At 71.7% G+C, this 20890-nt stretch carries 13 protein-coding genes and 2 pseudogenes; 9 read left to right on the top strand and 6 right to left on the bottom strand.

Going from position 1 to position 20890, the window contains the following annotated elements:
* Positions 1–353: 353 nt before the first annotated feature.
* From ABT147_RS37565 to ABT147_RS37580, 4 genes are all read right to left on the bottom strand, one after another.
* Complete coding sequence (locus ABT147_RS37565) at positions 354–2132, bottom strand: ABC transporter ATP-binding protein (protein WP_351414853.1); 1779 nt, start codon at positions 2130–2132, stop codon at positions 354–356.
* On the bottom strand, positions 2129–3958 hold the full coding sequence (locus tag ABT147_RS37570; protein WP_351414856.1) for an ABC transporter ATP-binding protein: 1830 nt from the start codon (positions 3956–3958) through the stop codon (positions 2129–2131). The genes ABT147_RS37565 and ABT147_RS37570 overlap by 4 nt, the downstream gene beginning before the upstream one ends.
* Before the next feature lie 114 nt (positions 3959–4072).
* On the bottom strand, positions 4073–6010 hold the full coding sequence (locus tag ABT147_RS37575; RefSeq protein ID WP_351414858.1) for an ABC transporter ATP-binding protein: 1938 nt from the start codon (positions 6008–6010) through the stop codon (positions 4073–4075).
* The gene (locus tag ABT147_RS37580; RefSeq protein ID WP_351414860.1) at positions 6007–7950 is read right to left on the bottom strand and encodes an ABC transporter ATP-binding protein; all 1944 of its coding nucleotides are present in this window, start codon (positions 7948–7950) and stop codon (positions 6007–6009) included. Before ABT147_RS37580 ends, ABT147_RS37575 begins: the two co-directional genes overlap by 4 nt.
* Before the next feature lie 169 nt (positions 7951–8119).
* Here ABT147_RS37580 and ABT147_RS37585 point away from each other — a divergent pair.
* The 5 genes and pseudogenes from ABT147_RS37585 to ABT147_RS37605 form a co-directional block, all read left to right on the top strand.
* Positions 8120–9067 (top strand): annotated as a pseudogene (locus tag ABT147_RS37585) (ABC transporter ATP-binding protein); the annotation flags it as partial.
* A gap of 152 nt (positions 9068–9219) precedes the next feature.
* Entirely contained in the window at positions 9220–9969 is a 750-nt protein-coding gene (locus ABT147_RS37590) for an ABC transporter permease (RefSeq protein ID WP_351414866.1), read from the top strand.
* 87 nt (positions 9970–10056) lie between these two features.
* Positions 10057–11319 (top strand): sensor histidine kinase, encoded by a 1263-nt coding sequence (locus ABT147_RS37595; protein WP_351414868.1) that lies wholly within the window; start codon positions 10057–10059, stop codon positions 11317–11319.
* A complete protein-coding gene (locus ABT147_RS37600) occupies positions 11312–11989 on the top strand; it encodes a response regulator (protein ID WP_351414870.1) in 678 nt (225 codons plus the stop codon). Before ABT147_RS37595 ends, ABT147_RS37600 begins: the two co-directional genes overlap by 8 nt.
* A 144-nt stretch (positions 11990–12133) precedes the next feature.
* Positions 12134–12907: a maleylpyruvate isomerase family mycothiol-dependent enzyme gene (locus ABT147_RS37605; RefSeq protein WP_351414873.1), complete on the top strand. Its 774-nt coding sequence runs from the start codon at positions 12134–12136 to the stop codon at positions 12905–12907.
* Positions 12908–12918: 11 nt separating this feature from the next.
* Here the strand turns inward: ABT147_RS37605 and ABT147_RS37610 are convergent.
* Both ABT147_RS37610 and glgX read right to left on the bottom strand, forming a co-directional pair.
* A pseudogene (locus ABT147_RS37610) lies at positions 12919–13533 on the bottom strand (sulfatase family protein); the annotation flags it as partial.
* Between the two features lie 405 nt (positions 13534–13938).
* On the bottom strand, positions 13939–16191 hold the full coding sequence (gene glgX / locus ABT147_RS37615; RefSeq protein ID WP_502983228.1) for a glycogen debranching protein GlgX: 2253 nt from the start codon (positions 16189–16191) through the stop codon (positions 13939–13941).
* Between the two features lie 152 nt (positions 16192–16343).
* On the opposite strand from glgX, the gene ABT147_RS37620 reads away from it, so the two are divergent.
* The 4 genes from ABT147_RS37620 to ABT147_RS37635 all read left to right on the top strand — a co-directional run bounded on the left by ABT147_RS37620 (position 16344) and on the right by ABT147_RS37635 (position 20760).
* Positions 16344–17570: a L,D-transpeptidase gene (locus tag ABT147_RS37620; RefSeq protein ID WP_351414875.1), complete on the top strand. Its 1227-nt coding sequence runs from the start codon at positions 16344–16346 to the stop codon at positions 17568–17570.
* Between the two features lie 205 nt (positions 17571–17775).
* Positions 17776–19032 carry a L,D-transpeptidase gene (locus ABT147_RS37625; protein ID WP_351414877.1) on the top strand — a complete coding sequence of 419 codons (1257 nt, stop codon included), beginning with the start codon at positions 17776–17778 and terminating at the stop codon, positions 19030–19032.
* A gap of 115 nt (positions 19033–19147) precedes the next feature.
* A complete protein-coding gene (locus ABT147_RS37630) occupies positions 19148–19915 on the top strand; it encodes an enoyl-CoA hydratase/isomerase family protein (protein ID WP_351414880.1) in 768 nt (255 codons plus the stop codon).
* Between the two features lie 341 nt (positions 19916–20256).
* Positions 20257–20760 carry an ATP-binding protein gene (locus ABT147_RS37635; RefSeq protein ID WP_351414882.1) on the top strand — a complete coding sequence of 168 codons (504 nt, stop codon included), beginning with the start codon at positions 20257–20259 and terminating at the stop codon, positions 20758–20760.
* Positions 20761–20890: the final 130 nt, after the last annotated feature.

Genomic DNA, 20890 nt, shown 5'->3' on the forward strand with positions numbered 1-20890 from the left:
TGACTCCTTCTGCGTGGCCGCGGTTCGCGCGGCCAGGGGAGAACGGACGGCTGGTGACCGCCCGGGCAGAACAAGGTGAGAACTGGTGAACGCTTAAACCACATGCGTGGGGGGTGCTTTCGCGGCACGGCCGGAGCCACTTGTGAGGTTGCTGTGCCGCGGTTGTGGGCAGAGTGGCAGGAGATTGCGCTTCCTGTCAGGAGCGCGTCAACAAGTTGGCCGGAAATCCTCCGTTGCCCGGTTGGTCATGTTCGATATACGGACTGTTCGCCGTGGGGCACTTGATCCGTTGCGGCGCCGGTGGCGGCCGTCAGTGAGCCGCGATCAGTGAGTTCCGCGGACGGCGACCGCCGTCAAGCCGCCCCCTCCCCGTGCCACCTCCGCCACAGCGCCGCGTACGCCCCGTCCGCCGCCACCAGCTCCTCGTGCGTGCCGAGTTCGGTGAGGCGGCCGTCCTCCATGACGGCGACCCGGTCCGCGTCGTGCGCCGTGTGGAGGCGGTGGGCGATGGCGATGACCGTACGGCCGTGCAGGACGGCGGCGAGGGCGCGTTCGGTGTGCCGGGCGGTGGTGGGGTCCAGCAGGGCGGTGGCCTCGTCCAGGATGAGGGTGTGCGGGTCGGCCAGGACCACGCGGGCCAGGGCGAGTTGCTGGGCCTGGGGGCCGTCCGTGCGGCGACCGCCCTCGCCCAGGCGGGTGTCGAGGCCCTCGGGGAGGTCACGGACCCAGTGGTCCGCGCCCACCGCCGTCAGCGCCGCCCACAACTCCTCGTCCGTGGCCGCCGGTTCGGCGATCAGGAGGTTGTCGCGGACCGTGCCCAGGAAGACATGGTGCTCCTGGGTGACCAGCACGACCTGGCGGCGCAGACGTTCGGGGCCGAGGCCGACCACGGGGACACCGCCGACCGTCACCATGCCCTCGGTCGGCGCGTCGATGCCGGCCAGGAGACGGCTCAGGGTGGTCTTGCCCGCGCCGGACGGGCCGACCACCGCGAGCCGTTCACCGGGGCGGACCGTCAGATCCACACCGCGCAGCACCTCGCCGCCCCGGTCGTACGCGTAACGGACGCCCGTCACGTCGATGCGGTCGTCCGCCGGTTCCGGGGTGCCGTCGGAATCCGAGCGCGGGGCACCGGCAAGACCCTCCACCCGGGCGAACGAGGCGCCGCTGCTCTGCAACAACTCCACCCGCATCAGGATCTCGTCCAGCGGGCCGCTCAGCTGCTGCAGATACAGGGCCGCCGACACCACCGTGCCCAGGCTGACCGAGCCGCGCGCCAGCAGCGCCCCGCCGACGAGGAGCACCAGCACCTGGGGCACGAAGTACGAGACATCGACCCCCGGGAAGAACACCGTCCGCAGGAACAGGGTGTGGAACCGCCGCCGCCGGGACGTCTCCAGCGCGTCCCGGCTCACGGCGATCCGCCGTCGCTCCAGCCGCAACGCCTCGACCGTACGGGCGCCGGACGCGGTCGCCGCGACGATCTCCGCGACCTCCGAGTTGGCCTCGCCCTCCGCGAGATACCCGGCGCGCGCCCGGCGCAGATACCAGCGCAGCACCACCCCGATACCGCTCAGCCCGAACAGCGCGCACAGCCCGAGCAGCGGGTCCAGCGCGAACACCGCGCCGATCAGGAACACCGCCTGCACCGAGCTGATCAGCAGCTCGGGGCCCACATCACGCAGCGTCTTGCCCACCGCGTCCACATCGGCCGTGCCGCGCGCCGTCAGATCACCGGCCCCCGCCCGCTCCACGACCGACGCCGGCAGCGCCAGCGTCCGGTCCACGAACTCCTCCCGCACCCGCGCCAGCGTCCGCTCCCCGAACCGGTGCCCCACATAGCGGGCCCAACGTGCCAGCAGCAACTGCGCCACCGCGCACAGCACGATCACCGCAGCCAGCCGGTCCACCGCCCCGACTCCACCGCCGCCGCGCACCTCGTCGATGATCCGCCCCAGCAGCCAGGGCCCGGCCAGCCCCATCGCGGCGGCCGCCCCGTTCAGTCCCAGCACGGCGAGGAACGCCCGCCCGTCCGCCCGCACCAGCCGTACGGTGGCCCGCCGTACGGAGGCCGCGTCGGCGATGGGCAGCCGGCCTGGGGCGGCGGGGGATACGGGTTCAGCCGTCGTCACCGTGCGACCTCCTCGACCGTGCTGTTGGCTGGGGCTGGGGCTGGGGCTGGGGCTGGGGCTGGGGCTGGGGCCGGGTCCGGGCTCGTGCGCGTGTCTGGGTCAGTGTCCGGGTCCGTGCTCGTGACCTCTTCCTCTCCCGCGTCCCGCGCCACCAGCGCCCGGTATCCCGGCTCACCGGCCAGCAGTTCGCGGTGGGTGCCCAGGGCCGCGACCTTGCCGTCGACCAGGTGGAGGACGGTATCCGCGTGGTCGAGGACGAGCGGCGAGGTGGTGGTGACCAGCGTCGTACGGCCCTCGCGGGCGGCCCGCAGCCGCTGGGCGACCCGGGCCTCGGTGTGGGCGTCGAGCGCCGAGGTCGGCTCGACGGCCAGCAGGACCTCGGGGTCGGCCACCAGCGCCCGCGCCAGCCGTACGCGCTGCCGCTGGCCGCCGGAGAGATTGCGGCCCTGCGCGTCGACCGCCGAGTCGAGGCCGTCCGCCAGGCCCTGCACGATGTCCTCGGCCACGGCCGCGCGCAGCGCCCGCGCGGCCGTCGCGTCGTCGACGTCGCCCTGGCCGCCGAGCAGCTCGCGCAGCCGGCCCGCGAACAGGTCGGCCTCGTGGTCGGCGACCAGGATCCGCGCGCGGACCTGCGCCAACGGGATCGCGTCGAGCGGGATTCCGCCCCAGGTCACCGCCGTCGGCGCGTACCGGCCGAGCCGGTCCACGACGGCCGCGGCCTCGGCCGGCCGGTCGGCGGCCAGCGCGACAAGCCGCCCCGGCGGCACCCGTACGCCCGACTCCGGGTCGTGCAGCGTCGAGGGCTCGGCGGGCGCGTCCGTGGTGCCTCGGTCCGGCAGCGGCTCCAGGCTCACGAACCGGATGACGCGCCGCGCGGCCACCACCCCGCGGCTCAGCTCGTACCCCATCTCGACAAGGAACGACACCGGCCGCACCAGCACGGTGACGAACCCGTACACGGCTACCAACTCGCCCACGGTGATGGCCCCTTGAGCGGCGAGCCGGGCCGCGAGCCAGGTCACCACCGCCAGGAACAGCGTCGGCAGCCCCACCCCGAGCGCCTGCATCCAGCTGGTCACCGACCCCACCCGGTACCCCTGCGCCCGCAGCCGCTGCGAGTCCCGGTGGAACGCGTCCGCGACCAGCCCCTTGCCACCGAGCCCGTTGAGGACACGCAGCCCGCCCGCGAGGTCCGCGATCCGCGCGGTCAGCACGCCCTGCCGCTCCCGGTACTCCGTCTCCGTGCCCTGCAGCCGCCGCATCAACGGCCCCACGAGTACGGCCACCAGCGGCATCCCGAGCAGGACGACGGCCGCGATGGGGAGGGAGACCGACACGAGCAGCCCGGCGACCACCAGATACGCGGCGATCGCGCCGACCCCCGGGCCGAGGACCGTCAGGGAGGAGGAGATCGTGTTGACGTCGCCCACGCCGATGGTGACGACCTCCCCGGCGCCGACGCGACGCGGCAGGGCCGCCCCCAGCCGGACCGCGTGCGCCATCACGACCTTCACCGTGCGGAAGTTGGCGTCCATCCGGACCCGGGTCATCGTGCGGTGGCGCATGATGCTGAGCCAGGCGTTGAAGACGCCCACGCCGAAGAGCGCGGCCGTCCAGGCGGTCAGGGCGCCGTAGTCGCCGGGTTCCAGGCCCTCGTCGATCGCCCGGGAGAGCAGGTACGGGGTGGCAGCGAGCAGGATCATCCAGACGCAGGAGATGAGGGTGCCGAGGGCGGAGCGGGGCGCCTGCTGTTTGACCAGCCACCACAGGTAGTGGGCGCCGCCCCGGCGGTCGGGGGTGCCGGGGTCCTCGTACGCGTTGATCATCGGCCCCCGGTTTTCTGTGTGGAGTTGGATGGGGAGGAGTGGGTTCGATTCCTGGTGCGGGTTCGGTGGGGCTTCTCGCGCAGTTCCCCGCGCCCCTGACGGGGCGCGGCGCGTCTACGCCAGGCTGTCCCGCCAGGCCCGGTGCAGATCTGCGAATCGCCCTGCCCCCGTGATCAGGTCCGCCGGGGTGCCGTCCTCCACGATCCGGCCGTGTTCCATCACCAGGACCCGGTCGGCGATCTCGACCGTGGACAGGCGGTGGGCGATCACCACGGCCGTACGGCCCCGCAGGACCGTCGCCATGGCGCGCTGGACCGCCCGTTCGCCGGGGACGTCGAGGGAGCTGGTCGCCTCGTCCAGGATGAGGACGGCCGGGTCGGCGAGCAACGCCCGGGCGAACGCGACGAGTTGGCGCTGCCCGGCGGAGATACGGCCACCGCGCTTGCGTACGTCGGTGTCGTAGCCGTCGGGCAGGGCGGTGATGAAGTCATGGGCGCCGATGGCCTTGGCGGCGCGCTCGATGTCCGCGCGCGTCGCGTCGGGGCTGCCGATGGCGATGTTCTCGGCGACCGTGCCGGAGAACAGGAACGACTCCTGCGTCACCATGATCACCCCGCGCCGCAGCTCGGGCACCGAGAGGTCGCGCAGGTCGACGCCGTCGAGGAGGACCCGCCCGGACGAGGGGTCGTAGAAGCGGGCCACCAGCTTGGCGAGGGTCGACTTGCCCGCGCCGGTGGAGCCCACCACCGCGACCGTGCTGCCCGCCGCGAGGGTGAGGTCGAAGCGGGGCAGGACCTCGCCGCCGGTGCGGTACGCGAACCGTACGTCCTCGAACACGACCTCGCGGCCCGGCAGTTCGCTGGACGCCGCGGGCAGCTCCTTCGGCTCGGCGGGTTCGGGGACCGACGGGACCTGCGCCAGGAGGCCCGCGATCTTCTCCAGCGAGGCCGCCGCCGACTGGTACGAGTTCAGGAACATGCCGAGCCGGTCGATCGGGTCGTACAGGCGCCGCAGATACAGCACCGAGGCCGCCAGCACACCCAGCGCCAGCGTCTCCGAAGCCACCCGGTACGCGCCCCAGAGCACGATCGCCGCGACCGTGATGTTGGCGACCACACGGGAGCAGACCACATAGCGGGCCATCTCCAGGATCGCGTCGCCGTTCTTGCGCTCGTGATGCCGGTTCAGGGTGCCGAACTCCGTGTCGTTCGCGGCCTCCCGGCGGAACGCCCGCACCGGGCGGATGCCGTTCATCGTCTCCGCGAACTTCACGATCACCGCCGCGATCGCGCTGGACCGGGCCGTGTAGACGCTCGCCGCGCGCCGCCGGTACGACCGCACGAACCCGTACAGCGGCACGAACGACGCCAGCGCCGCCGCGCCCAGACCGAGGTCCAGCCAGAGCAGCATCGCCGAGATGTAGACGAACGCGAGGATCACGCCGATGAGTTCCTGCAGCCCCTCGTCGAGCAGCTCGCGCAGCGACTCGACGTCCGTGGTGGACCGGGAGATGAGCCGGCCCGAGGTGTACCGCTCGTGGAAGTCGATGCTCAGCGCCTGCGCGTGCCGGAAGATCCGGCCGCGCAGATCCAGCAGCACGTCCTGGTTCACCCGCGCGGACGCCCCGATGAACGCGTACTGCAGCCCGCCGGCCGCCAGCGCGCACACCAGATACCCGACGCCCACCGCGATCAGCGGCCCGTGCCGGCCGTCCCGGAGCGCCGGTACGGCACTGTCGATGGCGTACGCCACCAGCAGCGGGCCCGCCTGCACGGCCGCCTGCTGGAGCAGCAGCAGCACGCTCGCCATGATCACGCGGGCCCGCATGGGCGCGAGCAGGGAGCGCAGCAGGGCGAGGGTGGCGCCCGGGGGAGTGGGGAGGTCGTCGTGGTCGAACGGGTCGCCGGCGGGGGCGGCCTCGTGCGTGGTGGTGGGCCGGTCGCCGCTCGGGGGCTTCTCCAGGGAAGTCGCCTTGCCCGGATTCTCGTTCGGTTCCTTGCTCGGCTCCTCGTTCGGGTCCTTGTCCGGCGCGGTGGTCAAGGGCGCCGTCATCGCTCGTCCTCCTCGGTGCCGGACATCAGATGGGCGTACTCCGGGTTCGTGCGCAGCAGTTCCTGGTGGGTGCCGACCGCCGTGATCCGGCCGCCGGAGAGCAGGGCCACACGGTCGGCGAGCAGCACGGTCGACGGGCGGTGCGCCACGATCAGCGCGGTCGTCTCCGCGAGCACGTGGCGCAGCGCGGCCTCCACCGCGGCCTCCGTGTGCACGTCCAGCGCCGACAGCGGGTCGTCGAGGACCAGGAAGCGGGGTCTGCCGACCACCGCCCGCGCGAGCGCCAGGCGCTGCCGCTGGCCGCCGGAGAGGCTGAGGCCCTGCTCGCCGACCTGGGTGCCGGTGCCCTGCGGGAGCGCGTGCGCGAACTCCGCCTGCGCGATGGCCAGGGCGCGGTCCAGCTCGGGCTCGCCCGCGTCCGGCCGGGCGCCCATGAGGACGTTCTCGCCGACGGTCGCCGAGAAGAGGGTGGGTTCCTCGAAGGCCACGGCGACCAGGGCGCGCAGCGATTCCCGGGGCATCGCGGTGATGTCCTCGCCGTCCAGCGTGATGCGGCCGGACGTGACCTCGTGCAGGCGGGGGACGAGGGCGGTCAGGGTGGTCTTGCCGGAGCCGGTGGCGCCGACCAGGGCCATCGACTCGCCGGCGCGGATGTGGAGGTCGATGCCGTCGAGGGTGGGGGTGGTGTCGGGGGCGGCGTCGGGGTAGCGGAAGGTGACGGCGTGGAACCGGAGGCCGAGTGTTCCGTCAGCCGTCTCAGCCGTCTCAGCCGCGGGCAGCCGTGCCGCTGGGGCGATGGGGGTCCCCCCGGTCGAGCGAAGTCGAGAGTGCCCGCTGGACTCCGGCTCCTCGTCCATCACCTCGAAATACCGCTCCGTCGCCGTCGCCGCCTCCTGGCTCATCGCCAGCAGGAAGCCGATCGAGTCGACGGGCCACCGCAGCGCGAGGGCCGTCGACAGGAAGGCGACCAGGGTGCCCGCCGAGAGCACCCCGTCCGCGACCTGGACGACCCCCACCACCAGCGCCGCCCCGATCGCCAGCTCGGGAAGCGTGATGATGACGCCCCAGATCGCCGACAGCAGACGGGCCTTGCGCAGCTCGGTGCCGCGCAGCGTCCGCGACAGCTCACGAAAGGCCCGCGCCTGGCTGCGGTGCCGCCCGAACCCCTTGATGATGCGGATCCCGAGCACGCTCTCCTCGACGACGGTCGTCAGATCGCCGACCTGGTCCTGCGCGAGGCGCGCGACGGCGGCGTACTTCCTCTCGAAGAGGACGCAGGTGACGATCACGGGGACGACGGGGCCCAGGATGACCAGCCCGAGAGTCCAGTCCTGGACGAGCATGATGATGACGCCGACGACAATGGTCACCGCGTTGACCAGCAGGAACGTCAGCGGGAAGGCGAGGAACATCCGCAGCAGCATCAGGTCGGTCGTGCCGCGCGAGAGCAGTTGACCGGAGGCCCAGCGGTCGTGGAAGGCGACCGGGAGGCGTTGCAGATGCCGGTAGAGATCCGCGCGCATCGAGGCCTCGACCCCGGCGAGGGGCCGCGCCACGAGCCAGCGCCGCAACCCGAACAGCAGCGCCTCGGCGAGCCCGAGCAGCAGCAGGTACAGCGCGCCCAGCCACACGCCCGCCGGGTCCCGGTCGGCGATCGGGCCGTCCACCATCCACTTCAGGACGAGCGGGATGAACAGGCCCACGCACGAGGCGACTATCGCGACGAGCGCGGCGACGGTCAGCCGCGCCCGCACGGGCCGCACATACGGCCACAGCCGCAGCAGCGTGCGTACGGCCGACCGCCCCTCGGCCTCCCCGGCCCGCTCGGCTCTCTCGGGCTCCTCGGGCGGCCCGGCCTTCTCGGCCTTCTCGGGCGGCGCGGTGGTCTCGGGTTCCTGGTTCCGGTCGGGTTCCTCGGCGGTTGCACGTGTCGTGGGCATCAGCAGCGAGCCTACGGATCGGCACTGACAACGCCCACCGAGTTTTGGCCGGACCGCGTTCGGCCGCCGGTCCTGCGACCCGGGCGGGCACAGGGGTGTACCGGGAGCTCAGAGGGGTCGTACCGGCACATCCACCGATCGGCTGATGTCCTTTCGAGCGCGATGGCCGATGTGCTCACGGGCGTTCCGCCGGGATTCTCGACACATGCCACACAAGTCGTCCACACCCGTCATCGAGGTCACCGGCCTGCGCAAGGCCTACGGCGGCCGGAACGTCGTCGACGGTGTCTCCTTCACCGTCGAGGAGGGCGAGATCTTCGGGATCCTCGGCCCGAACGGCGCAGGCAAGACCACCACCGTCGAATGCGTCGAGGGCCTGCGGATGCCCGACGCGGGCCGGGTCCGGGTCGCCGGCCTCGACCCGGTCGCCGAGCACGAGGCCACCCGCCGTGTGCTCGGCGCGCAGCTGCAGGAGAGCGAGCTGCAGGCCAAACTCACCGTCCGTGAGGCGCTGGAGCTGTACTCCGCCTTCTATCCGAGGCCGCTCGACTGGCGGCCCCTGGCCGAACGGCTCGGCCTGACCGACAAGCTCTCCACCCGGTTCGCCAAGCTCTCCGGCGGCCAGAAGCAGCGGCTGTTCATCGCGCTCGCGCTGGTCGGCGACCCCCGGATCGTGGTCCTGGACGAGCTGACCACCGGGCTCGACCCGCGTGCCCGCCGGGACACCTGGCAGCTGATCGAGGACATCCGCGCGAACGGTGTCACCGTCCTCATCGTCACCCACTTCATGGAGGAGGCGCAGCGGCTGTGCGACCGGATCGCCGTGATCGACAGGGGCCGGATCGCCGCCCTGGACACCCCGGCCGGTCTGATCCGCCGCTCGGCGGGCGCCACCGTCATCAGCTTCACGCCCTCCGCCCCGCTGGACGACCGTGACCTGAACGCGCTGCCCGCGCTCGCGGCGATCGAGCGCAAGGACGGCCGTATCACCCTCTCCGGCACCGACGAGACCGTGAACGCCGTGCTCACCCTCCTCGCCCGCACCCACACCACCGCCCGTCACCTACGGGTCACCGACGCCACGCTGGACGACGCGTTCCTCGACCTCACGAAGTCCGATGGCAAGTCCGATGGGAAGGCCGATGGGAAGGCCGATGCGAAGGCCGATGCGAAGGCCGATGTGAAGGCCGATACGAGGTCCGGCGCGACGGCTGACACGAAGCCCGACACGAAGCCCGGCGCGAAGGCCGGTACGAAGGAGGCAGCGGCATGAGCGTCGCATCCCTCAACACCGCCGTCCTGCGGACCGAGCTCCGTCTCTTCCGCCGGGAACCCGGCAGCCTCTTCTGGATCCTGGCGTTCCCCACCCTCCTCCTCCTGATCCTCGGCTCGATCCCGTCCTTCCGCGAGGCCGACCCGGCCTACGGCGGACTGCGCCCGGTCGACGGCTATGTCCCCGTGAGCGTGCTGCTCGGCCTGATCGTCGGCGGGGTGCAGGCCATGCCGCAGACCCTCACCGGCTACCGCGAGCGCGGCGTCCTGCGCCGGATGTCCACGACCCCGGTCCGGCCCGCCGCCCTGCTGTCCGCCCAGATGTTCCTGTACGGCGGTGCCGCCCTGGTGTCGGCGCTGCTCGTCCTCGCGGTCGGCCGCCTCGCCTTCGACGTACGGCTGCCCGAGCAGCCCTTCGGCTACGCGGTGGCCCTCGTCCTGGCCGTCCTGGTCGCCCTCGCGCTGGGGGCCGTGCTCTCCGCGCTGTCCCGCACCACCAAGATCTCGGCGGCGATCGGGTCCGCCGTGTTCTTCCCGGCGATGTTCTGCGCCGGTGTGTGGATGCCGGTGCAGACCATGCCGGACGCCCTGGCCCGGTCCGTCGGCTACACCCCGTTCGGCGCGGCCGCGCAGGCCCTGAACGAGGCGGCGGCGGGCGACTGGCCCGGCTGGGACCACCTCGGCGTCCTCGCGCTCTGGACGGTGCTGCTCACGACCGCCGCCGCGCGCTGGTTCCGCTGGGAGTAGGCAAGGGGAGTAGGCAACGGGTCAAGGGAGGCAAGGGGCCAAGGGAGGCAAGGGGAGGGTGGGCAAGAGGCCATGCAGACTGGGGAGATGACCGCGGCGGACAGACAGATCGAGCGGCGCTGGGCACAACTGCACACCTGGGGCCCGTACGGGCTGCTCGGTGTCAGCGTCGTCCTCGCCATCGCCACCAGCGAGCTGATCGTCGATGCCACCGAGTGGTACGTCACCGGGGCCCTCATCGTCGCCGCGGTCGCGCTCCAGGTGTGGTGGCACGGCACCCACCCCCGCCGGGCCGGCTGCCGCCCCACCCCGTCCCCGGCCGGGACGGTCTACTACGTCGTCCGCTGGGCCTTCGCCTTCGCCCTGACCTGGATCAACCCGTTCTTCGCGTTCTACGCCGCCGCCGGCTACATGGACGCCGACGAGCTGCTCCCGGTCAGATGGCGTCGGCTCGGACTGTTCGCCGGCGCGGTCACCGTGGCGGGCGCGCAGTCCGGCGGGCTGCCGCCGAGAGGCCTGACCCAGTGGATCGTCTTCGCCGCCCTCCTGGGAGCCAACTCCGGTCTGCAGATGGTGGTCGCCCATCTCACCGAGCAGGAGGAGCAACGGACCCGCGAGCGCACCGCGACCATCGCCGAGCTGGAACGCACCAACGCGGCCCTCCAGCGGGCCCTCGACGAGAACGCCGCGCTGCACGCCCAACTCCTCGTCCAGGCACGGGAGGCGGGCGTCGCCGATGAGCGCCGGCGCCTCGCCGCCGAGATCCACGACACCATCGCCCAGGGCCTGACCGGCATCATCGCCCAGCTTCAGGTCGTCGCGAACGCCCCCGACCTCGGCATCGCCCGCACCCACCTCGCCCGCGCCTCCGACCTGGCCCGCCACAGCCTCGGCGAGGCCCGCCGCTCCGTGCACAACCTCGCCCCGGTCGCCCTGGAGCACGACGGGCTGCCCGAGGCACTGAAGAAGACGGTCACGGAATGGGCCGAACGGACGGGCACACGCGCCGAGTTCACGGCCACCGGACGGGTGGAGCCGCTCCACGACGAGGTCTCGGCGACGCTCCTGCGCATCGCCCAGGAGGCCCTGTCGAACACGGCCCGGCACGCCGCCGCCGGCCGCGTCGGCGTCACCCTCACCTTCCTCGGCGACGAGGTCATCCTCGACATCCGCGACGACGGCCGAGGCTTCGACCCCCGCGCCCTCCCGGAACGCACCCGCACCGGAGGCTTCGGCCTCGACGGCATGCGGGTCCGCGCCGAACGCATCGCAGGCGCCCTCACCCTCGAGTCCGAGCCGGGCCACGGCACGGCCCTCTCGGCTCGCGTACCGTTGGTCCGCCATGACTGACGAGGCGAACCCGCATCCGCATCCGCATCCGAACCCGCGTCCCGGGCAGCCCATCTCCCTGCTGATCGTCGACGACCATCCCGTCGTACGGGACGGCCTGCGCGGCATGTTCGCGTCCGCGCCCGGCTTCCGCGTCCTGGGGGAGGCGTCGAACGGCGTGGAGGCGGTGGACCTGACCGCGACCCTCGACCCCGATGTGATCCTGATGGACCTGCGTATGCCGGGCGGCGGCGGAGTCGACGCCATCGCCGAACTGACCCGCCGCCGCGCCCGCGCGAAGATCCTCGTCCTCACCACGTACGACACCGACTCGGACACCCTCCCCGCCATCGAGGCGGGCGCGACGGGCTATCTGCTGAAGGACGCCCCGCGCGACGACCTGTTCCACGCGGTCCGCGCGGCGGCCGAGGGCCGCACCGTCCTCTCCCCGGCCATCGCCTCCCGCCTGGTCTCCGCCGTCCGCGCCCCCGGCAACGAACCCCTCTCCGCCCGCGAACGCGAGGTCCTGACCCTCGTCGCCAAGGGCACCTCCAACCGCGAGATCGCCCGCGAACTCTTCATCAGCGAGGCGACGGTCAAGACCCACCTCACCCACCTCTACGCGAAACTGAACGTCAAGGACCGCGCGGCGGCGGTGGCCACGGCCTACGAACGCGGCATCCTCGGCTGAGGACTGTCCTGGCGATCATGAGCGGAGCCGGATGACGCGTGCCGCGTCGGTGACGGCCGGCGCCGCCGCTCCGCCCGGCCGTCGACGCGTTCGTCCGAACAAATTCGCTACCCGGCGGCCGGAGTGCCGTGATACACAACCGCCGTGTACAACATCTTGGAGTTCCCCGAGGTCCTGCGGCTGATCGAAGACCGCTCGGCCGCGTTCCGCGCCGCGATCGTGTCCGCCCCCGACCTCGACGTCCAGGTCCCGACCTGCCCGGACTGGACGCTGCGCGAACTGGCGCAGCACCTCGGTGACGGCCGCCGCCGCCAGGCCGCCATCGTCGCGGCGGGCCCTGGCGCTGAGCCCCCGGCGAGGACGGACCCGAAGGGCGCCCCGACCGCGCCCCGCGACCGCGCAGCCCTGGACGCCTGGCTCGCCGAGTCGACCGAGCTCATGCTCGACGCGATGCGCGAGGCCGGCCCGGACCGCGGCTGCTGGACCTGGTGGGGCCGCTCGCAGGCCCCGGAGACCAGCGGAGCCGTGGCCCGGCACCAGATCCAGGAGATCGCCGTCCACACCTACGACGTTCAGCTCACCCAGGGCGCCGCACAGCCGCTGCCGACGGACGTCGCGGTCGAGGGCGTCGACGAGTTCCTGACGACCGTCGCGGCGACGACCGTCCCCTGGCCGTTCAAGCCGGCGACCATCGACCTGCACGCCACCGAGGGCCGCTCCTGGCGTCTGACCCTCGACGCCGACGGCGTCCGCTGCGACGACCTCGCCGCCGACACGGAGCCGGGCGACATGGCGATGCGAGGCGCGGCGAGCGAACTGGTCCTCTACTTCTACGATCGCGCCCCGCTCGACGGCCTGGAGACCACCGGCGACACCGAGCCGATGGAGCAGCTCGCGGACTGGGACCCGAACGCCTAGGACGCGCACTGCGGGTACGCGGGGTCCGGCCGGGCGCCGCCCAGTTCCAGGAGGGTCGCCGTCCAGTCGGGGGAGAACAGCGGCTCGCCGCTGACCTGGTGGCCGTCGATCCGGGCGGGCCGGCGCAGGATCGTCGGCACCCGGATGCCGCCCTCCAGCAGCACGAACTTCTCCCCGCTGAGGGGCCAGTTGTAGGAGTAGCGCTCGCCGCCGTTGTCGCTGGCGAACACCACGACCGTGTTCTCCTTCTCCTCCTGCCCGGCCCGGCGCAACGCGGCCAGCACCTCGCCGACGGCCGCGTCCATGCTCTCCACCATCTGCGCGTACTTCTCGACCGAGCCGCCGTCGTAGTGGTTGAGCGCCCTGCTGATCTCCGCCTGGTTCTTCGCGGCCCTGATCTTCGCCGCGATCTCGGCTCCCGTCTCCTCGTCGTCCTCCGCGAGCCAGGGCCAGTGCGGGGTGGTGAAGTTGAGGTTCAGCAGCCACGGCTCGTCGTGCCGGCGCCCGACGTACTCGACGGCCCGCTCGGTCAGGACCTCCGTGTAGTACCGCAGGTCCTTGTACTCGGCGTCGCCCTCGTACAGGTCGTAGGTCCCCAGCTGCCCCAGCTTGGAGAAGTACTCCAGAGGTTGTCGCGCTTCTCGTTGATACGAAAGGCGAGGACAGCGGTGGCTGTGCGGGTTCCGGCCAGGGCGGTCGTGACGATGAGGGGAAACGGCCGGCCCATGACGGCGGGACCCGCCCGGTGACCAGGCGGGTCCCGCCGAGGACGAGGGTGAGGATCAGGAGCAGCGCACCCGTGAGCTGGGAGACGCCGTCCAACAGCCGGGGTTGCGCGGGCTTGTCGTCCCCGCTGCCGGCCCACTCCAGCATCTCGTGCTTGAGCAGCAGGGACTTGCCCGCCCCGGGGAGGGCCTTCGCCGCGTCGCCGGTATCTGTCCACTCACGCAGGGAGGCTGCCTATGTGTTCGCCGTTTCGAACTTCCCTTGTGGTGAAGGAGCTCGGCGGCTGTGGGCAGGTGCCCCTCCCGTCACTCGACCTTCAGCAGCAACACCGTCCGGGCGGGAACCGTCACCTCCGCGCCCGCCCGATGCACCACCCCCGGCCCCTCCTCCTGCCCCTCTTGGGACGTGTCCACCAGCACCTCGTACCGCGCGGCCCAGGGCGTCCCCGGCAGCGTGAAACTCGTCGGCTCACCCCCCGCGTGCAACACCGCGAGAAAGCTGTCGTCGACGACCGGCGCTCCCCGGGCGTCCCGTCCGGGGATGTCGCGGCCGGAGAGGTACATGCCGAGGGTGGCGGCGGGGGCGTACCAGTCCCGTTCGGTCATCTCGGTGCCGCGGGCCGTGAACCAGGCCAGGTCACGCAGGCCGTCCGCCGAGTGGGCCCGGCCGGAGAAGAAGGCGCGGCGGCGGAGGACCGGGTGGGCGTGGCGCAGCGCGATCAGCCGGGACGTGAGGTCGAAGAGGGACCTCCAGCCGGGGTCGTCCAACAGCCCCCAGTCGAGCCAGCTGATCTCGTTGTCCTGGCAGTACGCGTTGTTGTTGCCCCCCTGCGTGCGGCCCAGTTCGTCACCGGCGACCAGCATCGGCACACCCGTCGACAGCAGCAGCGTGGTCAGCAGGTTCCGCAGCTGCCGCCGCCGCAGCGCCCGTACACGCTCGTCGTCCGTCTCGCCCTCGGTGCCGCAGTTCCAGGACCGGTTGTCGTCCGAGCCGTCCCGGTTGCCCTCCCCGTTGGCCTCGTTGTGCTTGCGCTCGTACGACACGAGGTCCCGGAGTGTGAAACCGTCGTGCGCGGTGATGAAGTTGACCGAGGCGTAGGGCCGCCGGCCGCCCCACGCGTACAGGTCACTCGATCCGGACAGGCGGTAGCCGAGGTCCCGTACGTCCGGCAGCGCGCCCCGCCAGAAGTCGCGGACGGCGCCCCGGTAGCGGTCGTTCCACTCCGTCCACAGGGGCGGGAAGGCCCCGACCTGGTAGCCGCCCGAGCCCACGTCCCAGGGCTCGGCGATCAGTTTCACCCGGCGCAGCACGGGGTCCTGGGCGATGACCGCGAGGAACGGGGAGAGCATGTCGACGTCGTGCATCGAGCGGGCCAGCGCCGCCGCCAGGTCGAAGCGGAAGCCGTCCACGCCCATCTCCGTCACCCAGTAGCGGAGCGAGTCCGTGATCAGCCGCAGGACGTGCGGCTGGACCACGTGGAGGGTGTTGCCGCAGCCCGAGTAGTCCGCGTAGCGGCGGGCGTCGCTCTGCAGGCGGTAGTAGCCACGGTTGTCGATGCCGCGCAGGGAGAGGCTGGGGCCGCGTTCGTCGGCTTCGGCGGTGTGGTTGTAGACCACGTCGAGGACGACCTCGATCCCGGCCGCGTGCAGCGCCCGCACCATCCGCTTGAACTCGCCGACCTGCTGCCCGGTCGTGCCCGACGAGGCGTACGCCGCGTGCGGGGCGAAGTAGCCGATCGAGTTGTAGCCCCAGTAGTTGCGCATGCCCCGGCGCAGGAGATGGTCCTCGTGCGCGAACTGGTGCACCGGCAGCAGTTCCACCGCCGTGACGCCCAGCTTCACCAGGTGCTCGATCGCGGCGGGGTGGGCCAGACCGGCGTACGTGCCGCGCAGTTCCTCCGGGATGCCCGGGTGGGTCATGGTGAAGCCGCGCACATGCAGCTCGTAGATGACCGAGTCCGCCCACGGGGTCTTCGGGCGGCGGTCGTCGGCCCAGTCGTCGTCATCGTGGACGACGACGCCCTTGGGGACGTACGGCGCCGAGTCCCGCTCGTCGCGCACGGTGTCCGCGACATGCTGCTCGGGCCAGTCCCGGACGTGCGCGTACACCTCCGGCGGCAGGCTGAACTCCCCGTCCACGGCACGGGCGTACGGGTCGAGGAGCAGCTTCGCCGGGTTCCAGCGGGCGCCGGTCCACGGGTCCCAGCGGCCGTGCACCCGGAAGCCGTAGCGCCGGCCGGGGAGGACGCCGGGCACGAAGCCGTGCCAGATCTCATGGGTCAGCTCGGTCAGCCGCAGCCGGGTCTCCTCACCCGTCTCGGAGAAGAGGCACAGCTCGACGGCCTCCGCCCCGCCCGCCCACAGCGCGAAGTTGGTGCCCGCGACCCCGTCCGGGCCCACCCGGAACCGTGCGCCGAGCGGCGTCGACGCCCCCGGCCACACGGGCCTCGGCTCGGGCACCGCCTCGCCCTGCCTGCCGCCGTTCAGCACGGTCGCCGGACGCGCGGCCGGCACCCCGCGCGTCCCCCGCATTTCCTCCTGCTCGGCTGCGCTCGACACCTCAGGCCTCCCGCGGCTCGGTGGGGCGACGGGAAAGGGGGAGCAAGGTGTCCCTGCCACTGCTCCCCACCGAGTCGTCCTCCCAACAGTTCTGCCCAGAGCACGCCTCGCACTCACGTTTCCCGGGGGCGTGCGCCGTCGTTGGGCCGCACGTGAACCACGCACAGACGCACGCGCGCCGCGCCGTGGCCGCCCTGGCCGCCGCGCTCACCTGGGCAGGCCTGCTGGCCGGGGCCGCCGGATGTACCGTCGGACCGCCGCTGACCAGTGGAAAGGCGCCCGATGACACGATCCGGGTCGCACCGGAGGACGGCAGCAAGGGCGTGCGCCCGGAGCAGCGCTTCGAAGTACGGGTGCCCAGTGGGCGCCTGGAGTCCGTCAAGGTGGTGAAGTCCCAGGACGCGCAGGAGTCACCCGTACCGGGGCGGCTGTCCGCCGACGGACTGACCTGGCGCCCCACCGGCTCACGGAAGCTCGCGCTGGCCGCCAAGTACACCGTCGACGCGGTCGCCCTCGACGGCCACGGCCGGCGCTCGGCACGGCACGTCACCTTCACGACGTACGTCCCCGACGAGCGCTTCATCGCGTACGTCACGCCGGAGAACCGGGCCACCGTCGGCACCGGGATGATCGTCTCCCTGGAGTTCAACCGGGAGATCGAGGACCGCGCCGCCGTCGAACGCGCCGTCGAGGTCACCGCCGAACCGGCCGTCGAGGTCCGCCCGCACTGGTTCGGCAAGGGACGCCTCGACTTCCGCCCCGAGACGTACTGGAAGCCCGGCACCCGGGTCACCGTCGGCCTGCGGCTGCGGGACGTCGAGGGCGCGCCCGGCGTCTACGGCCAGCAGGACAGGACGTTCTCCTTCACCGTCGGCCGCCATCAGGTCAGCGTGGTCGACGCGGCGAGGCACACCATGCGCGTGGAACGCGGCGACGGAGTGCTCGCCACGCTCCCCATCACGGCCGGGGCGCCCAGGACGACGACGTACAACGGGAAGATGGTCGTCACCGAGATGCTGGAGGTGACCCGGATGAACGGGGCCACCGTCGGCTTCAAGAAGGCGAACGGCAAGGGCGAGTACGACATCCCGGACGTCCCGCACGCCATGCGCCTCACCACCTCCGGCACCTTCCTGCACGGCAACTACTGGGCCCCGGACGCCTTCGGCAGGGCCAACGTCAGCCACGGCTGCGTCGGCCTGCGCGATGTGAAGGGCGGCGATTCCGGCACGCCCGCCGGCTGGTTCTTCGACCGCAGCCTTGTCGGGGACGTCGTCGAGGTGATCAACAGCAACGACAAAAAGGTCTCTCCCGACAATGGGCTCGGAGGATGGAACATGGGGTGGAAGGAGTGGAAAGCGGGTGCAGCGGTGAAGTAGGCCGACATAGGGCCGACATGGCACCGGCATCGAACAGGCATGGCACCGCCTCGGGGGTGCGCGCGTGATCATGCAAGTTGGGACTGAACGGTGACATTCTTCGAGGTCAAATCACTCCGATCATCTGGTTAATGTACGTGCGTACGCGCACGCTGCGCGTAGGGGTGCGGGCCTGGATCAGGCCGTGCGAGGGGAGAACAGAAAGTTGAACGGGCGACCGATATCGGGGGCGTCGGTTGGCGCGCGGACTCGTCGGCGCAGGGGGGCCCTGGCCGTGCTGCCGGTCCTGATGCTGCTTGCCGTCACCGCGTGCGGCGGAGGCGGGGGTTCGGACTCCGGCTCCGGCGGCGACAAGGGGAAGGGCTCCGACAAGAGCGCCTCCGACAAGGCGGCGACCAAGGCCTCGGAGGCGGTGGTCTCCATCGCTCCGAAGAACGGCGCCGACGACGTGGCCACCAGCGGCGCCCTGAAGGTGACCGCCGCCAAGGGCAAGTTGTCCGAGGTCACGGTCGAGAACGACAAGGGCGAGAAGATCGCCGGGGAGATAGCGAAGGACGGCTCCAGCTGGACGCCGTCCATCCACCTCAACTCGGCCACCGAATACAAGGTGCACGCCGTCGCGAAGGACTCCGACGGGCGTGAGGCGGCCGAGGACTCCTCCTTCACCACGCTGACCCCGAAGAACACCTTCGTCGGCATCTTCACCCCCGAGGACGGCTCGAAGGTCGGCGTCGGCATGCCGTTCTCGATCCGCTTCACCCGGGGCATCACCGCCCCCGAGGACGTCGAGAAGGCCATCACCATCAAGACCGAGCCGGCCGTCGATGTCGAGGGCCACTGGTTCGGCAACGACCGTCTCGACTTCCGCCCGGAGAAGTACTGGAAGGCCGGTACGAAGGTCACCGTCGACCTCAACCTCGACGGGGTCGAGGGCCGCGACGGCGTCTACGGCGAGCAGAGCAAGAAGATCTCCTTCACCATCGGCCGCAGCCAGGTCTCCGTCGTCGACGTCAAGAAGCTCACGATGAAGGTCCAGCGCGACGGCAAGGTCATCAAGACCATCCCCGTCACCACCGGCAAGCCCGGCATGGAGACCTGGAACGGCCAGATGGTCATCAGCGAGCGCCTCAGCGTGACCCGGATGAACGGCGAGACCGTCGGCTACGGCGGCGAGTACGACATCAAGGACGTGCCGGACGCCATGCGTCTGACCAACTCCGGCACCTTCATCCACGGCAACTACTGGGGCGGCGACGCCTTCGGCAACTACAACGCCAGCCACGGCTGCATCGGCCTGCGCGACACCCGGGGCGGCTGGGACCGCAAGGCGCCGGGCGCGTGGTTCTTCGACAACTCGATGATCGGCGACGTCGTGGTCGTCAAGAACTCCAACGACCGCATCGTCGACCCGGACAACGGCTACAACGGCTGGAACATGGCGTGGGACAAGTGGAAGGCATAGGCGCCGCCGCTCGACCCTGATGGGTTCCGGCCGCCCCTGACGGACTCCGATGTACGGCCCCGGTGTGATGCACGGCACCGGGGCCGTTGTCGTTAGTCGCCGTTAACCTGCCTTCATGACCGTGCATCTCGAAGTCGCCGAAGGCGTAGGCACCATCCGCCTCGACCGCCCCCCGATGAACGCCCTGGACACCGCCACCCAGGACCGCCTCAAGGAACTCGCCGAGGAGGCCACGGCCCGGACCGACATCCGCGCCGTCGTCCTCTACGGCGGAGAGAAGGTGTTCGCGGCCGGCGCGGACATCAAGGAGATGCAGGCCATGGACCACGCGGCGATGGTCGCCCGGTCCCGTGCCCTGCAGGACTCCTTCAGCGCCGTGGCCCGTATCCCCAAGCCGGTCGTCGCGGCCGTCACCGGCTACGCGCTGGGCGGCGGTTGCGAGCTGGCGCTCTGCGCGGACTACCGGATCGCCGGGGAGAACGCGAAGCTCGGCCAGCCGGAGATCCTGCTCGGGGTGATCCCGGGCGCGGGCGGCACCCAGCGGCTGTCCCGTCTCATCGGCCCCTCCAAGGCCAAGGACCTCATCTTCACCGGCCGTATGGTCAAGGCGGACGAGGCCCTGACACTCGGCCTGGTGGACCGGGTCGTCCCGGCCGACGAGGTGTACACCGCCGCGCACGAGTGGGCGGCGCGGCTGGCGCGCGGCCCGGCGATCGCGCTGCGGGCCGCCAAGGAGTCGATCGACGCGGGTCTGGAGACCGACCTGGAGACCGGGCTCGCGATCGAGCGGAACTGGTTCGCGGGGCTGTTCGCCACGGAGGACCGCGAGCGCGGGATGCGGAGCTTCGTGGAGGAGGGGCCGGGCAAGGCGAAGTTCGTCTGACGGCCGGGAGTCAGGGTCGGTGAGGCGGGCCGGAATCCGGGCCCGGGCGCCCCGAAATCCGGTCCGCAAGTTCCGCTGATCGCCTTGCAGTTGACGCGATGTATTACCCGCGTCCCCCGAAGGAGCGGTTTATCCGTTCCTTAAGGCAGCCTTAAGAGAGCCTTGCCCAAGGCTCTTGGCGCTGACCGAAGTTCAGGATGTTCGCGCAGGTCAGAGGGGCTGCTAGAAGCCGCCTACTGCCACTGGCATATGTCGAACGAAACCCCCGGAATGGTTGGTTCCGGGGGTTGTATTCCTGTGGAACGGCCCCGAAAGGGGCTCGGGGCGGCCATGATGGGGGCATGGCGGGGCTGGAGGGTATCGAACAGCCGCGGCGGCACGGGAGTGCGACCGCGGCGCGTTGGTCACCTGCGATCGAGGACGAACGGGCGCAGAAGGCACTGGAGTTGTTCGGCAACCCGACCGAGGCGGAGGTCCCGCTGCCGTCCCGTCCCGAGTCCGCGGCCACGGCCCGGCGGCTCGCCCAGATCGTCGTCCTCCGCCAGTGGCGGCTGTCGCCGAAGATGACCGAGGACGCGGTCTTACTCGTCTCCGAACTCGTGGGCAACGCCGTACGGCACACCGGCGCCCGCGTCTTCGGACTCCGTATGCGCCGCCGGCCGGGCTGGATCCGCGTCGAGGTCCGCGACCCCTCGCGTGGCCTGCCCTGTCTGATCCCGGTCCAGGAGATGGACATCAGCGGCCGGGGCCTGTTCCTGGTGGACAAACTCTCGGACAGATGGGGAGTCGACCTGCTGCCCAGGGGCAAGACAACCTGGTTCGAGATGAGGGTCGCAGACAGGTAAAGGGCGCCCAAGGCCCCCGCAGGGGGGCGCGGGGCTGTAACACTATGCGGCTCCGCCGCGTGGGCGCGACCAGCCACAACGAACCCGCAGCCGGCCTCCCGACAGAAGCCCCCACGACCCCCGACCCGGC

It is taken from the genome of Streptomyces sp. NPDC001868, from assembly GCF_040297125.1.
Taxonomy (GTDB): Bacteria; Actinomycetota; Actinomycetes; order Streptomycetales; family Streptomycetaceae; genus Streptomyces.

Coding starts and splice junctions, on each gene's coding strand:
- ABT147_RS37575 (WP_351414858.1), bottom strand. CDS start 6,010: ATGACGGCGCCCTTGACCACCGCGCCGGACAAGGACCCGAACGAGGAG.
- ABT147_RS37600 (WP_351414870.1), top strand. CDS start 11,312: ATGACTGACGAGGCGAACCCGCATCCGCATCCGCATCCGAACCCGCGT.
- ABT147_RS37590 (WP_351414866.1), top strand. CDS start 9,220: ATGAGCGTCGCATCCCTCAACACCGCCGTCCTGCGGACCGAGCTCCGT.
- ABT147_RS37635 (WP_351414882.1), top strand. CDS start 20,257: ATGGCGGGGCTGGAGGGTATCGAACAGCCGCGGCGGCACGGGAGTGCG.
- ABT147_RS37570 (WP_351414856.1), bottom strand. CDS start 3,958: ATGATCAACGCGTACGAGGACCCCGGCACCCCCGACCGCCGGGGCGGC.
- ABT147_RS37630 (WP_351414880.1), top strand. CDS start 19,148: ATGACCGTGCATCTCGAAGTCGCCGAAGGCGTAGGCACCATCCGCCTC.
- ABT147_RS37595 (WP_351414868.1), top strand. CDS start 10,057: ATGACCGCGGCGGACAGACAGATCGAGCGGCGCTGGGCACAACTGCAC.
- ABT147_RS37580 (WP_351414860.1), bottom strand. CDS start 7,950: ATGCCCACGACACGTGCAACCGCCGAGGAACCCGACCGGAACCAGGAA.